We start from the raw sequence: 14,836 nt of genomic DNA on the forward strand, positions 1-14,836 counted from the left end.
AGGAGAGGCACCATGCACAGACGCCGCAGACTCACGTTGGTCGGCACGGCCGTGAGCCTGGCTGCGGCCAGCGCGGTGACCGCGGCCGCGGCCCCCAGTTCGGCCGCCCCGATCCGGTCCGCCGCCGCCCCGAGCTCGACGGCCGCCGCTTTGAGCTCCACGCCGGTCAGCACCGGCGATATGACCTCCGATGTGATCTACCAGCTGCTGACCGACCGCTTTTACAACGGCGACACCAGCAACGACAACCCGTCGTCCGCGCCGAACCTGAACGACCCCACGCACAGCAACTGGCAGGAGTACTGGGGCGGAGACTTCGCCGGCGTCACCGCCAAGATGCAGTACCTGTCCGACCTCGGCGTCGGCGCCATCTGGATCTCGCCGCCGGTGCAGAACGTCAACGTGCCGGTCCCGGACAGCAGCGGCAACACCACCGCCGGGTACCACGGCTACTGGGGCATGGACTTCTACACCCCGGAGCCGCACTTCGGACAGTGGGCCGACTTCGACGCCATGGTCGCCGCGGCGCACGCCAAGGGCATCAAGGTGATCATGGACTGGGCCGTCAACGACACCAACCCCGAGGACACGAGCAACCCGAACTACGGCGCCGGCGGCGCGCTGAAGCAGAACGGGACCACGCTGTCGACGTACGACAACGACCCGAACGGCTACTTCCACCACAACGGCGGCGTCGCGGACTACAACAACCTCTACGACGTCGAGTACCAGAACCTGTTCAACCTCGCCGACCTGGCGCAGGAGAACCCGGCGGTCACGAACTACGTGCAGGGCGCCGTCGACACCTGGCTCGGGCACGGCGTGGACGGCATCCGCATGGACGCCGTGAAGCACATGCCCGGCGGCTGGCTGAAGGGCTACGTCGACCACATCGAGAACTCGCACAGCGTGTTCATGTACGGCGAGTGGGCCGACCCCAGCAGCGCGGCGCTGTGGCCGAACGAGGTGAAGTTCGCGAACACCGACGGTCAGTCGCTGGAGAACTTCGACCTGAACACCGCGGTGCGCGACGTGTTCGCGAGCAACGCGAACATGTCGGAGCTGGACTCCGAGCTCAGCCGCCAGCAGAGCTCCTTCAACTGGTCCAACGACCTGGTGGACTTCGTCGACAGCCAGGACGAGAACCGCTTCCTGTCGATCAACAACAACACCACGCTGCTGGACCAGGCGACCGTGGTGAACATGACCGTGCCGGGCATCCCGTCGGTGTACTACGGCGACGAGAACTACCTGCACAACGACACCACGAACTCCTTCGGCCAGGTCGGCGGCGACCCCTACAACCGGCCGATGATCAGCTCGTTCGCCGAGAACAGCCGCAACTTCGGTATCACCCAGAAGCTGGCGGCCCTGCGCAAGAGCAACCCCGCCCTGCGCTACGGCAGCTCGACCCAGCGCTGGATCAACAACGACGTGTACGTCTACGAGCGCAAGTTCTACAACGACACGGTCCTGGTCGCGGTGAACAAGAGCACGTCGGCCAGCTACCCCTTGACCAATCTGAACACCGCGCTGCCCGCCGGCAGCTACAACGACGTCCTGGGCGGTTCCCTCGGCGGCGGCACCCTCACGGTCAACGCCGGCACCGGCGGCAACAACCCGACTGGCGCCTACACCCTGAACCCGGGGCAGGCCGCGGTGTGGTCGTACGTCGCCCCGGCGCAGTCCACCCCGCAGGTCGGCAACATCGGCCCGACGATCGGCCACAGCGGCGACAAGGTGGCCGTGACCGGCGTGAACTTCGGCTCCGCCGCCGGCACCGCCACGGTCGGCGGCGTCCCGGCGACCGTGGACTACTGGTCGGGCGGCGAGGCGGACATCACGATCCCGTCGGGCGTCGCGCCGGGCACTGCTCCGGTGGTTCTGACCTCGGCCGGAGGTACCGCGAGCAACAGCATCAACTACCACGTGGAGACCGGGACGCAGGTGCCGGTGACGTTCACCGTCACCGGCACCTCGACCTCGCCGGGCGACGAGATCTATCTGGCCGGCGACCAGGACGAGCTGGGGAACTGGAGCACCGACACCTCGGTCGCGATCGGTCCGCTGCTGGATCCGAACTATCCGACGTGGTTCAGCCTGGCCAGCGTCCCGGCCGGGGCGAACATCCAGTTCAAGTTCTTCATCAAGCATTCGGACGGCACCGTCACCTGGGAAGGCGGCTCCAACCACACGTACACCGTGCCGACCTCCGGGACGGGGAACGTGACCGTCGCCTGGTGAGGCGTATCTCCGACTCCTGATGAACAGGCGGCGACCGGGTTGAGGGGCCCGGTCGCCGCCGCTCGCTGTTCATGTGGACGGTGCCGCGCGGCTGCCCGGGATCGACGAGAATACGCACATGTATCGCCTCCAGGCCGTCATCGCCGCCGAGCCCGTGCTCCGCGCGCTGGCCGACGGCGTCGAGCCCGCGCTGCTGGCCCCGCTCGACCAGGGCTTGACGCTGCTCCCGATCACCGACGCGTTTCTCGACACGTTCCTGGACTCGGACGGTGTCGCCGAGGTGCCCGCCGGGTTCGGCCGCGCGCTGAGCGATTGTTCGACGCTGGGCGCCGTCGCCTATGTCGAGGCCGACTATTGGGGCGGGGCCGGGACGCAGCGCGCGCAGGTCTGGGAGGGCGGGCACGTGGTGTTCGGCCCGCTGAGCAGCGTTGAAGGCGAGCCCTTCGCGCCCGAGGGCAGTCCGATCTCGCAAGCCCTGCGGCTCCTCGGTGCCACCAAGGGCGACTTCTTCGACGAGTTCGACGCGGTGGGGCTCGGCCGGCACCGGGACACGGACCGCTGGCTGTCGGCTGCCGGATAGGCGCTTCGCCGCTGGTCGTCACCTGATTCGGGCAACGACCAGCGGCTGCGCGCGATGCTCAGCCCTCGCTGCTCACCGCGACGGTCCGAGCTTCACATCCGTCTGATCGATCACACCGCCGTCCATCGAGGCCGGCAGCATCGCACGCACCGTGTTCGCGGCCGCCGCCTTCGACGATGCGGTTGCCACTGCGGCCGATGCCGGCGGGGCGGCTGTCGTCGAGGCCCCGCGCCACCCGGAGACATCCGTCCCGGCCGGCGCCTTCGACGCCACGTAGGCCGCGTACACGCCGAACCACTGCGCGTCCGTGTACGGCGACCAGCCGTGCGGCTTCTCGCGGCCGTAGGTGAACGTCGCGTCGGCCGGCGGCGAGGTCTGCGCGTCGAGGTTCTTCTGCAGCAGCTCCACCGCGTCGTTCAGGAAGTACGTGTCCATGTCGCCGACGTACATGTGGATCTCGCCCCGCAGCTGCGGGCCCAGCGTGGACCACTCGGCCGCCAGTTTGGCGTCCAGGTCCTTCGGCTTCCACTGCGCGGCCACGGTGTGGTCGATCGCGCCGGTGCGCTTGTCCCACACCAGCGCCGGGTAGCCGTCCTTGCCCTGCGGGCCGTAGACCGCCTCCCAGATCGCCCAGGCGCCGCCGCTGCGGTCGTGGTCGCCGATGGCCAGCTCCCACAGGTTCTCCTGCGCCATGTCGTAGACGGAGTCGCCGGCGGTGTTGCGGTCGTCGGGGCGCTGGGTCGGGTAGTCGAACTGGCGCAGGGTGTTGTAGGCGTTGGCGTCGTCGTAGATGTCGACGATCTGGTGCCGGTGGAAGTCCACCGGGTCGGGGTAGCCGGCGAAGGTGCCGCCGTAGACGCCCGGGTTGAACACCAGCGAGGCCAGCGCTTCCCAGCCGCCTGTCGAGCCGCCGGAGGTGACGCGGGCCCAGGGCGCGGCGATCGTGCGGAACTGCGCGTCCAGGGCCGGGATCAGCTCCTGGGTGGTCGCGGTGCCGTAGGGGCCGACGTTGGGGGAGTCGACGACGTAGGAGGAGTCGTAGAAGGGGTTCTCCTCGCGGACCTCGATGCTGATGAACTTCGGCGAGCTCGGGTTGAGCCAGAACTGGGAGAAGGAGTTGCTGCCGTCCTCCTTGAAGCCGTGCGGCGCGTTCTCGGTGAAGTGCGCGAAGTGGTACTCGACGGGGTAGCGCACGTTCGCGTTCTGCGGGTCGTCGTACCCCTGCGGCAGCAGCACGTTGGCGCCGACGTAGATCGGCGTGCCCCAGAACTTCGTCAGCGCCGGACTCAGGATCTTGATGTGCTTCACGTGCTGGGTGTCGGCGGGGTTGCCCTGCTGGCAGGTGCCGCCGGCCGGGATCGGGTCGGACGGCGTGATGACGTGGTCCAGCGACAGCTTGAGCGGTTTGTCCTCGTCGCCGGTGATGGTGATCCACTGCGGCGTGCTGTACATGTTCCGCGGCGAGTTGAAGATGTCCTGGCCGTCGCCGCAGGGCATGTGCATCTGGACGGTCGAGCCGTCGCCGCGGTGGAAGGTGTCGTAGACGGTGAAGAAGGCCTGCACGTAGTAGCGGCCCGGCGGCAGCTGGTTGAGCGTGGCCAGCGGGTAGCCGTAGGTCGCGGCGCCGGAGTCGAGCCGCACCGGGCGCCCGGGACGGAGCCCCTCGACGTCCCGGCCCCAGTACGGCGCGCCGTTGACGATGTTGATCTGCTCCCGGGGATCGGAGCTCGCGGTGGTCGACACGATCACGAACGCCCGGCCGTCGGCGGGCGCGGTCCGGGTCGCGGCGGGGAAGGAGACGTCGAACTTCAGCTCGTGCCGCGGCCGGGCGGCCGCGGCGGTGGCCCCGACCAGGGCCAGCACCAGGGCGAGGAGGACGGCGGTACGTTTGCGCGGGGACAGCCGACGAGACATGCGGCACCTCCGGGGCACGCTGTCGGGGGGGAGAGGGACGCTGCGATCCTTACCCGGGGCCCGGCTGGCAGAATCCTGATAGGAGGTTTACGGTTCCCGGCGATTCCAGGAACTCGGGGGCGTCGCGGTGGGGTCGGCGGCTGTTTCGGGTCCGGTGGCCGGCAAGCGTGTCGGCGTGTTCGTCGGCGTCGTTGTCGGCGTCTTAGTCGGTGTCTTCGTCGGCGGCGTCGCCCGTCGGATCCCGGTCGGAGCGTCGCCGTCTGCCACGGCCTCGATGGCGGCGTGCTCGATTCCCCACAGCAGTTCCTCGGCCGTCTCCGGCGCGATGACATGCGTGTCGAAGTGTACTGAGACGGCCAGCGCACCGTCGGCGTCGTCGACCGTGACCGACAGCGTCTCGGCCGGCTCCGGCCCGCGACGCAGCCACGCGAACGTCGACGCGCCTCGCGTGCGCTGCGGCTCGCGCGGGTTCGGGGCGGCGTTGGTGGCGTAGTCGACGGCGGGCTCGGCGGCGTGCCGGTCGTTGAAGAACATCGCGGGGACCGGCGCGCCGGCATACGTCGCGCTCGCCTGCTCGGCGGCGAACCGGTCGAGCAGCGCCTCCAGCGCGTCGGGATCGAAGTAGGCGTTCTTCACCGCGGCCAGCGTCGCTCCCCGCGCCCGATCCACGGCCTCGTCGAACGTCGTGTCGCCCACCTCCAACACCAGCAGCCCGCTCTGCGCCACGAAGCACACGACGTCGGCCAGCGCCGGCCGGAACCGGTTCCCGACGCGCGGCCGCATCAGCACCCGATCGGTGCCGGTGACCCGCGCGAACGCGATCGCGGTCACGGCGGTGAGCACCGCGGCGTCGTCGACCGCGCGCCGGGCACCGACCGCCGCCACCGCACCGGCGAGCACGGGGGAGACGAGGCGTCCGGACCAGTGGCGCGGCTCGCTCGGCCGGGGCTTGAGCGTCGGCGGCGGCGCGGCGGCCAACCGGTCCAGCGCCTTGGCGAAGTACCGCAGGGTCCTGTCATCGTGCCGAAGCCCGGCCTCCGACGCCTGCCACGCCGCCTGCTCCAACGGCTGCATTCCCGCCGGCTCGGCGTGCTCGCGGGAGGCTACTTCCCGCATCATCACTGCGGCCCCACCCGCGTCGAGCGCCAAGTGATGCATGAGGACGACCAGGTGCGTGCACACGCCGCCACTCCGCACGACGGCCATCCGCACCGGCCACTCGGCGCGCAGGTCGTAGGGCCGGCGCCGATACACCGCCTCCACCCTGGCGGCCAAAACATCAGGGTCCTGACCCGGCGGCGTGTCGTAGACCTCCAGGAACGTCTCGCCGGCCGGCGCCACCCACTGCCGAACGGCACCATCCGGCAGGTCACTGAACACGAGCCGGGTACGCATCGAGGGGTACCGGCCGTGCAGATACGCCAACTCCGCCGCGACATCCTCGACCCGCGTCCCGGGCGCCAGCGGCCGGCGTCCCCCCTGCGGCAGCCAGTTCCGCTGACGCCGCATCGTGGCCCAGATGTCCCGCTGTCCCCACGTCAGAACGCCACGACCAGCCCCGGAGCCGGCGAACGTCACCCGGACCCGCTGCGCCGGCAACGGCTCCGGCTGTGCCCCCGGCCCCAGCCCCGGCAACCACGCACCGGCGAGGAAGTCACGGTACCGCTGCTGCGTCGCCCCGAGATCGACATCCCAAGCGGTGTCCGGATCAGCGTCAGCCCGCACCTGGCCCCCTCGTCGCGTCGGCGAAAGGGCCAGGATAGGGATATGAGGGTTCTGTGATCCAGAGGCCCGGCAGATCTTGAGACTTGTCGGCTGCACCCCGTGCGCCGGCGGCTCGTCCGCAGCTCCAGCAACGCGGCCGCCGCACCGTGCTCGCCAAAACCGGCGCCGAGGTCCAGCCGCGGTCCGAGCCGCCTCCGAGTCAGCGGCAGCCTTCAGCGCTGCTCCCGTGCTGAAGGCCGCACCGGCTTCCCTACCGCGCCGCCTCCTCCAGATCCGCCGCGGCCCCGAGCGCGATCGGCGTCCCGACCCGCTCGATCACCTCCCAGTCGTAGTGCATCGGCACCAGCCGGGCCGCGTACCACGCGTCCGTCTGCTCCGGCACGACCCAGCCGCTGTTCTCCCAGTCGCCCAGGTCGAACGCGTACCGCGCGACCGAGCCCGAGCTCGCCGCCGTGGTCTCTATGCCGTGCAGGCCTGCGGCGCGCACCGTCTCGTTGTCGCCCGGGACCGGGCGCCCCGCCACCGGCGGCACTCCCGGCAGCAGGGCGGTGAAGCGGCACTGGTGCAGCCGGCCCCAGGTCCAGTCCTCCAGGTCCGGGCCGATCTCGGTCTCCAGTCGCTCCGCCGTCTGGTCCAGGGCCTGCCCGACCGCGTCCGACCAGGTGCCGAACATCGTCACGTCGCCGGCCCGCGCCCCGGCCAGCAGGGCCTGGAACGACAGCCAGAGCGTGCCGGTGCGCTGCTGCGGCGACAGCAGCTGCGCGTGGGAGTCCGCCGCGGTCGGCAACGGCACCGTCGACAGCAGCTCGCGGCGCGCCTCGGTGTACACCGTCGCGGCGATCGAGCCCAGGCCCATCGTGCCGTCCCAGCCGCGCAGGATCTCAAGGAGCTGCGACCGGCGGCTGCCCTCGGCGGCCTTCACGTGCTCCAGCGAGGCGACGAACTCCCGCGCCGTCAGCGACGCCACGTCGCCGTGGATCCGTTCCATCGCGGCCCGGTCCAGGGTCCCGCCGGCGCCGTCAGCCTCGCCCGCCGCCACGCCCTCGCGCAGCAGCTGCAGAATCCGCGTGGCCCGCGCCGGTCCGGCGAAGTCATGCGCCACATACGGCGTGGTGTCCGCACTCGGCCGGTTGTTCGCCGACACCAACAACCCTTCCTCCGGATCACGCGCCGCCGGCATCCGATCGAACGGAACCCAGCCGGTCCACGCGTACTCCTCGTCCCACCCGGGTACCGCAGCCCACGAATTCGCCACGTCCCGGCTCGGCACGCGTCCCCGCAGCCGGTACCCGATCGTCCCGTGCACGTCCGCCATCATCAGGTGGTCCACCGGCACCGCCCACCCGCGCATCACCTCGTCGAGCTCGGCGACCGAGGTGGTCGTCAGCATCGGCAGCAGGCAGTCCAGCGTCCGGTCGGCCTCGGCGATCCCGGTCCAGCGCAGCGCCAGCCCGGTGTTCGCGGCGTCGTCCTGCACCACCACGCCGCCGCGCTCGCTGGTGTACACGGTGATCTCGACCGGCTCGGCGTCCCGCACCTGGATCACCTCGGTCCGGGTGTCCACGCGGTCCAGGTTCTCCACGAACAGGTCCTGGTCATCGGCCATGCCGTGCGTGATACCCCACGCCACATGCGCGTTGTGGCCGAAGTGCGGGAAGCCGGGGACGCCCGGGAAGGACAACCCGATCGCGTCGAAAACGTCGCAGGACACGTGGTTCTGCCAGTACGGCCCCGGAGTCTCGAACGGCCGGTGCGGATCCCCGGCCAGCAGCGGACGTCCCGAAACCGTGTGCGCCCCGGACACCACCCAGTTGTTGCTCCCGGCGGCCGGGTCCGCGGACGCGGCGACGGTCTGCACCTCGGCGAGCCCGTTCAGCCACCCGCGCACCTTCTCGCCGTGCCCCTCCGGCGGCCCCTCGACGTCGACCCGGTGCACCGCCCCGGTCGGCACCACGACCAGCTCGTCCCTGGCGTTGGCCCGGACCCGCCACACCACGTCCGCCGGTACGACCGGCAGCAGCGCGGTCCGGAACAGCTTGTGCGCCATGCTCCCCATGCCGACGTGCCGGCCGAGATACACCGCGACGCTGTGCCAGGGCTCCCACGTCGCCGGCGGCTCCGGCAGGTCGCAGTCGGCCAGACTCCCGGGCAGCGCCGCGTTCACCCCCTCGGCGTACGCGACGAAGACCGCCTTGGTCTCGTCGGCCAGCACCTCATACGAACGGCGGGCCGCCGCCGCGAGGCCGACCCGCCGGGAGAACCTGTCATCGGAAAGCGCCCGCGATCCGACGACCTCAGCCCACGTGCCCAAGGCTTTGCGCCGGACGTATTCCATCTGCAGGCCCCGGTCCAGGGCCGCCAGATGCCCCTGGGCCCGGAACGCCGCCTCGACGGACGCCGCGCGGGCGTGGGGGATGCCGTGTTGATCGCGAAAAGCCTCCATGGTCAGCCATTCTGCATGGCCGCCCTCGCGATCGGCAGCAGGGCCTACCCCGATCTACCCCCAGAACACTGTCAAACCGTCACGGCGCCCGACCCTCTCCAGCGTCCGGGTCACGGCCTCCTGCAAGGCTTTGAGCTGCTGCTCGTCGTCCCCGGTGACGCGCAGCACGAGCGCGTCCGGGGCGGCGGTCAGGTCGCAGACCGCAGCGCCGCGGGTTATCCGGCCGGTGGTGTCGGAGGTGGCCTCGGCACGCGGACCGCCGTGGTGCATGCGGCCGGCGTGCGAACACAGCTGCTGGAGATAGCGGGCGGCGCGGTCGGTGGGGACGCGGGCTTCCATCGTGGGCATAGTCAGGATTCCTCTTGGTTTGGAGTGAAATCGGCGGAGCCGGCGGCTCGGCTACAGGTGACGAGCCACGAGGCCACTCCGTCGGGGGCGAGATTCGAGATGCTCGTCGTCTCGCGCACCTCGTCCACGGCCCAACCGTCGGCGAACGCCTCGCGGATCGCGGCGAGCGAGATCGTGTGCGGCGGGTCCGGCGGCCCGACGTGCCGGTCGCTGTAGCACAGCAGGTGCAGCCGTCCGCCGGGCGCCAGCACGGTCCCGAGGCCCGCGACGTGCCGCGCCCGACTGGCCGCGTTCCCGTAGGAGTGGAACACCAGCGAGTCCAGGACGGTGTCGTACGTCGTGCCGCCGCCGAGGCCGATCAGCTTCCGGGCATCGAAGGGAAGGAACCGGATCCGGTCCGCGAGCCCGCGTTCCGCAGCCTGCTCCGCGGCCCAGTCCAGGGCCTCCCGGTCCAGGTCGTAGCCGGTCACGTGCAGCCCCGAGGCCGCTATGAACAGGGCGTTCTCCCCGTATCCGCACCCCACGTCCAACACCCGGCCGCTGAACCCGCCGGCCTCGACCAGCGCTTGGATCGCGGGCTGCGGCCGCCGGACGTCCCAGGGGGCGCGCGGTGAGCCGTGGGGGTCCCCCATCGGATTTCGCTGTTCGGTCACCGCTTCAGCTTTTCAATACAAACTGTCTCTGTCAACGGCATAGTGTCTCGATCGCGGACAGGTTGTATAACATGGAGCCGTGCCCAAGATCTGGAGCGACAGCCTCGCCGACCACCGCGACTCCGTCCGCGAGGCCATCCTCGACGCCACCGCCGCCCAGGTCGCCGAGCACGGCCTGACCGCCGTCACCATGTCGGGCATCGCGCAGGCCAGCGGCATCGGCCGCGCGACGCTCTACAAGTACTTCCCGGACGTCGCCTCGATCCTCGCCGCCTGGCATGACCGCCAGGTCGTCCAGCACATGGCCGAGCTGATGGAGGCGGCGGCGAAGGCGGACGCCGACACCCGGCTCGAAGCGGTGCTGCGCGCCTATGCGCACCGCAACCGCCGCGACCGCGAAGGCCACGCCAGCCATGCCAGCCATGCCAGCCATGCCAGCCATGCCAGCCAGGGTGGCCACGCCAGCCACGCCGGCACGGACATCGCCGCCTCCCTGCACAGCTCACCCCAGGTGCACGAAGCCCACGGCCACCTGGAGCACTTCATCGGCCAGCTGATCGCCGACGCCGCCGACCGCGGCACGGTCCGCTCCGACGTCCCGCCCGCCGAACTGGCCGTGTACTGCGTGAACGCACTGAACGGCGCCGGGAGCCTGCCGTCGAAGGCGGCGGTGGAGCGGCTGGTGGGGGTCACGCTCGCGGGCCTGCGCGGCTAGCGCGAGCGCCGACAACCCGCCGGCGCTCAAGCCGGCCGCCGCCGCACATGCCGGTGCCCCGCGTCAGGGAACTGCGGCGGCATCGGCGCGAGCACCGAGTCCAGAACGTATCCGCACTTCTGCGCGACGCGGCACGATCCCTCATTGCCGACCGTGTGCAGCAACTCGACCTCGTCGGCCGGCAAGATCTCCTGCCCGCCGAACAGCCAATCCGTCACCGCTTCGACACTCCGCGACGCGATGCCCTTGCCCCGAGCCGCAGGCGTCGTCCAGTATCCGACGCCGGTCGCGAGCGACTTCGGCGGGTTGGCAGCCGTGACGCCTATGTGGCCGACCACCGCACCCTCAGCCTCGAAAGTCTCGACAGCCCAGCTCGGCGCGGTGCCCTTCGCCCAACCCGCGTCGCGGTCGGCAAGCCAGGCCCGAGCCGCGTCCTCGTCCTCGACGGCGCTCGTCAGCCAGCGGCGCATCGCCTCATCGCGATGGGCCGCGACGAGCACCGCGATATCCGAGTCCTGCCACGGACGCAGCAACAAAGCAGGCCTCGTCGTCGCGGCCTCCACTTTCAAGGTGAAACGCGCCGTCATGCAGACCATTCAACAGGCCCGCAGCACCTCCACGTACCCCCACAACCGCGCAGCCCCCGCCAGCAAAGCCGCCGACCGCTCGTTCAACGCCAGCCGCCGGTCGGCCAGTGCCTCCGCCAGTGCCTCGGAACCGCCGGTGCGGCGCAGGCCCTCGATGATCGGCCGGATGCGGTCGAACAAGTAGTAGCTCTCGCGCAGCGTCTGGACGATGCGGGCGTCGCGGACGTCCAGCGCGCCGTACACGCGGTATCCGGTCCCTGATTCGCGGGCCGGTTGGAGCAGCCCCGCCGCCTCCCACACGCGCAGCGCCGACGTCCGCACGCCGAGCAGCCGCGCCAGCTCGCCCACCCGCAGCCCGTCCGGCGCGTCGGCCGCCGGCTCCTGCGCCACCGCCGCCGCCAGCGTCCGCTCGATCTCCACCAGCGTCGCACGACCCTGATGCAGCGCCGCGTGCGCCGTGTCCAGAAGCTCCAGCGCCTCGCTGGTCCGGCCCTCGCCGACGGCCGCCACGATCGCCCGCGCGCCCGGCGCCCCCACCCCCGGGACGAGTGCCGTGTACGCCAGCAGCGCGGCCAGATGCCGCTCGCCGTAACGCCGATACCCCGACGCGCTTCGCTCCGCCTCGGGAAGCGCCCCGGCCGCCTCCAGGTTGCGCACCTGCTGCGTCGAAACGCCGGCGGCGCGCGCCAGATCCACCGGACGCACAGCGGCCTCCTTCTCTCGGGAGTTTAAACTTTCCGCCGCATTGACGGCGGCCCACATCGCACGACTTTATACAAGGAGTTCAAAGATAAACTTTAATCATGCAAAACGTGACGGAATGGATCGAGGTCCGAGGAGCCCGCGAACACAACCTGAGGGCCGTCGACGTGGCGGTCCCGAAACGCACCCTGACCGCCGTGACCGGAGTGTCCGGCTCAGGAAAGTCATCGCTCGTGTTCGACACGATCGCGGTGGAGGCCCGCCGCCAGCTCAACGAAACGCTGCCGGCGTTCGTCCGCGGCTTCCTGCCCGCCCTGTCCCGGCCGTCGGTGGACGCCGTCGAACACCTCCCCGCGGTCATCATGGTCGACCAGCGGCGGCTGCGCGGCGGCGCGCGCTCCACGGTCGGCACCATCACCGACATCGCCCCGCTGCTCCGGCTCCTGTTCAGCCGCGCCGGCGAGCCGTCGGTGCCGTACGTGGACGCCTTCTCCTTCAACATGCCGGCCGGGATGTGCCCGGCGTGCGAAGGCATCGGCGAGGCGACCGTCGTGGATCTCGACGCGTTCCTCGACCGTTCCCGCTCCCTTGACCAAGGCGCGCTGCGCTGCGAGATCTTCGCCGTCGGCAGCAGGAACTGGCAGATCCTCGTCGGATCCGGCCGCTTCGACCCGCGGCGCCCGGTAGCCGAGTACTCCGACGCCGAACTCCACGACCTCCTCTACGCCGACGACGGCATGGTGGCGATGGAGTTCCAGGGCCAGGCCTACAACGCCTCCTACGAAGGCGCCGTGACCAAGTTCCGCCGGCTCTACCTGGACCAGGACCCTGAGAGCCGCAGCGGCCGCACCAAGAAGCTGGTCGCGGCATACACCACCACCGCCCGCTGCCCGGACTGCGGCGGCACCAGGCTCTCGCCGCTGGCGCTGTCCAGCCGGGTCGCCGGCCACACCATCGCCGAGCTGTCCGCGATGGCCGCCTCCGACCTCGTGAAGGTGCTGGAGACGGTCTCGAACCCGGCGGTCGAACCGCTGCTGAACGCCCTGTGGGGACGCCTGGAAGACCTGGTCGGCATCGGCCTGGGCTACCTGAGCCTGGACCGCCGCACCGCCAGCCTGTCCGGTGGCGAGGCGCAGCGCGTGAAGCTGGTCCGGCAGCTCGCCTCCAGTCTGAACGACCTGCTGTACGTGTTCGACGAGCCCAGCATCGGCATGCACCCCCGCGACGTCTCGCGCATGACCGACCTCCTGCGGGCCTTGCGGGACAAGGGGAACAGCGTCCTCGTCGTCGAACACGACCGGGACGTCATCGTCGCCGCGGACCACGTCATCGACCTCGGCCCGGGCGCCGGCGCCGCCGGGGGAGAGGTCGGCTACACCGGCGACGTCGCAGGCCTGCGCGGCTCCGCGACGCTGACCGGCCGCTTCCTCGACGAACCGGTCCGCCTCAAGCCGCGGCCCGACCTGCGCGAACCCACCGGCAAGCTCCCGGTCGTCGACGCCCGGGCCCACAACCTCACCGGCTTCGACGTCGAATTCCCGACCGGCGTGCTCACCGTGCTCACCGGGGTCGCCGGCTCGGGCAAGTCGTCCCTGGCCCACGAAGTACTGCGCGTCCAGCACCCGACCGTGGTCGCCGTCGACCAGTCGGCGCCCGGCGCCAACCGGCGCTCGACCGTCGCCACCTACACCGGCGTCCAGGACCCGATCCGCAAGGCCTTCGCCCGGGCCAACGATGTCGATCCGGCGCTGTTCAGCGCGAACTCGGCCGGGGCGTGCCCGGAGTGCGCCGGGCTCGGCGTGATCGAGCAGGACCTGGCCTACCTGGACACCGTCACCTCTACCTGCGCGGCCTGCCGCGGTCGGCGCTTCACCGAGGAGGTGCTGCGGTACCGGCTGCGCGGGCTGTCGATCGGCGACGTGCTGGAGACGACGGTCGCCGAAGCCCTGGAGTTCTTCGCCTCCGACCGGCGCGTGTCCTCGGTCCTCGGTGCGCTGGCCACGGTCGGCCTGGACTATCTGCGCCTCGGCCAGCCGCTCACCACCTTGTCCGGAGGCGAGGGCCAGCGCCTGAAACTGGCCGGGCACCTGGCCGAACCGGGAGGTGTGTACGTCCTCGACGAACCCACGACCGGACTGCACATGAGCGACGTGCACCGCTTGCTGACCGCCCTGGACCGGCTGATCGACGAACACGGCGCCACCGTCATCGTCATCGAGCACAACCTCGACCTGGTCGCGCATGCCGACTGGGTCATCGACCTGGGCCCCGAGGCCGGCACCGACGGCGGACGCGTGCTGTACGAGGGGACGCCGGCCGGCTTGATCCGCGCCGAGGGCTCGCACACCGGGGAGTACCTGCGGCGCGCGGTCGAGGGCGAACGGCCCGACGCCGCCGACCAACCGCCTGTCGCCGACCAACCGCCTGTCGCCGACCAACGGCCTGCCGCCGACCAACCGCCGGTCGCCGACCACGCGGACGCGGTCGCGCGATGACTCCCGAATTCCTGCGAACCGTGGCCGATTCCGCCGGCCGCGTCGCCGACACCTTCCAGTCGCTCCCGTTCCGCGCCGACCGCCCCTACGACCCGCGTCCGGTTGCGACCGTCGCCGCCGAGGAGTTGGCTGTTTTGTGTGCGGTCGTCGCGGCTCTCGACCGGCCGTTGGTCATCGGCACGCCGACCAAGACCGAACCGCTCGGCGTGGACCTGGCGGGCCTGATGAGCTTCCTGCAACTGGTCGCGGTCCTGTACCACGGACTGGAAACCGTACCGCCGGTCCTGACCGTCAGCGCAGGCCGGAACCTGTCGGCGACGCAGCTGATCGCACGCCGCGTCCGGGACCGGGCGCGCAAGGAGGCGATCCGAGCCTGATCGGGACCATAGACTTGCGTTCTCGCCCGGGTGCTCCGGGCGGATAAGGAGAA

12 protein-coding genes are annotated in these 14,836 nt (G+C 70.9%); 5 read left to right on the top strand and 7 right to left on the bottom strand.

Going from position 1 to position 14,836, the window contains the following annotated elements; genetic code table 11:
- The first annotated feature begins 12 nt into the window (after window positions 1-12).
- Together ABH920_RS47420 and ABH920_RS47425 are read left to right on the top strand one after the other, a co-directional pair.
- Window positions 13-2,244 carry an alpha-amylase family glycosyl hydrolase gene (locus ABH920_RS47420; RefSeq protein WP_370355951.1) on the top strand — a complete coding sequence of 744 codons (2,232 nt, stop codon included), beginning with the start codon at window positions 13-15 and terminating at the stop codon, window positions 2,242-2,244.
- 118 nt (window positions 2,245-2,362) lie between these two features.
- The gene (locus ABH920_RS47425) at window positions 2,363-2,824 is read left to right on the top strand and encodes a hypothetical protein (protein WP_370355952.1); all 462 of its coding nucleotides are present in this window, start codon (window positions 2,363-2,365) and stop codon (window positions 2,822-2,824) included.
- A gap of 72 nt (window positions 2,825-2,896) precedes the next feature.
- On the opposite strand, the gene ABH920_RS47430 is transcribed toward ABH920_RS47425, so the two are convergent.
- The 5 genes from ABH920_RS47430 to ABH920_RS47450 form a co-directional block, all read right to left on the bottom strand.
- Complete coding sequence (locus tag ABH920_RS47430; protein WP_370355953.1) at window positions 2,897-4,738, bottom strand: alpha/beta hydrolase-fold protein; 1,842 nt, start codon at window positions 4,736-4,738, stop codon at window positions 2,897-2,899.
- Between the two features lie 87 nt (window positions 4,739-4,825).
- A complete protein-coding gene (locus tag ABH920_RS47435) occupies window positions 4,826-6,463 on the bottom strand; it encodes a condensation domain-containing protein (RefSeq protein ID WP_370355954.1) in 1,638 nt (545 codons plus the stop codon).
- Between the two features lie 250 nt (window positions 6,464-6,713).
- The gene (locus ABH920_RS47440) at window positions 6,714-8,906 is read right to left on the bottom strand and encodes a penicillin acylase family protein (protein WP_370355955.1); all 2,193 of its coding nucleotides are present in this window, start codon (window positions 8,904-8,906) and stop codon (window positions 6,714-6,716) included.
- Window positions 8,907-8,960: 54 nt separating this feature from the next.
- Window positions 8,961-9,254 (bottom strand): DUF2218 domain-containing protein, encoded by a 294-nt coding sequence (locus ABH920_RS47445; RefSeq protein ID WP_370355956.1) that lies wholly within the window; start codon window positions 9,252-9,254, stop codon window positions 8,961-8,963.
- A 2-nt stretch (window positions 9,255-9,256) separates the two neighbouring features.
- A complete protein-coding gene (locus tag ABH920_RS47450) occupies window positions 9,257-9,907 on the bottom strand; it encodes a cyclopropane-fatty-acyl-phospholipid synthase family protein (protein WP_370355957.1) in 651 nt (216 codons plus the stop codon).
- 79 nt (window positions 9,908-9,986) lie between these two features.
- Here ABH920_RS47450 and ABH920_RS47455 point away from each other — a divergent pair, with 79 nt between their 5' ends.
- Window positions 9,987-10,622, top strand: a complete 636-nt coding sequence (locus ABH920_RS47455; RefSeq protein WP_370355958.1) for a TetR/AcrR family transcriptional regulator — start codon at window positions 9,987-9,989, stop codon at window positions 10,620-10,622.
- A 26-nt stretch (window positions 10,623-10,648) separates the two neighbouring features.
- Here the strand turns inward: ABH920_RS47455 and ABH920_RS47460 are convergent, their stop codons facing one another.
- Both ABH920_RS47460 and ABH920_RS47465 read right to left on the bottom strand, forming a co-directional pair.
- On the bottom strand, window positions 10,649-11,218 hold the full coding sequence (locus tag ABH920_RS47460) for a GNAT family N-acetyltransferase (protein WP_370355959.1): 570 nt from the start codon (window positions 11,216-11,218) through the stop codon (window positions 10,649-10,651).
- Window positions 11,219-11,914 (bottom strand): MerR family transcriptional regulator, encoded by a 696-nt coding sequence (locus tag ABH920_RS47465; protein ID WP_370355960.1) that lies wholly within the window; start codon window positions 11,912-11,914, stop codon window positions 11,219-11,221.
- A gap of 98 nt (window positions 11,915-12,012) precedes the next feature.
- Here ABH920_RS47465 and ABH920_RS47470 point away from each other — a divergent pair, with 98 nt between their 5' ends.
- The gene (locus ABH920_RS47470; RefSeq protein WP_370355961.1) at window positions 12,013-14,406 is read left to right on the top strand and encodes an ATP-binding cassette domain-containing protein; all 2,394 of its coding nucleotides are present in this window, start codon (window positions 12,013-12,015) and stop codon (window positions 14,404-14,406) included.
- Window positions 14,403-14,783 (top strand): hypothetical protein, encoded by a 381-nt coding sequence (locus ABH920_RS47475; RefSeq protein WP_370355963.1) that lies wholly within the window; start codon window positions 14,403-14,405, stop codon window positions 14,781-14,783. The genes ABH920_RS47470 and ABH920_RS47475 overlap by 4 nt, the downstream gene beginning before the upstream one ends.
- Window positions 14,784-14,836: the final 53 nt, after the last annotated feature.

The sequence above is a fragment of the Catenulispora sp. EB89 genome (assembly GCF_041261445.1).
Taxonomy (GTDB): Bacteria; Actinomycetota; Actinomycetes; order Streptomycetales; family Catenulisporaceae; genus Catenulispora.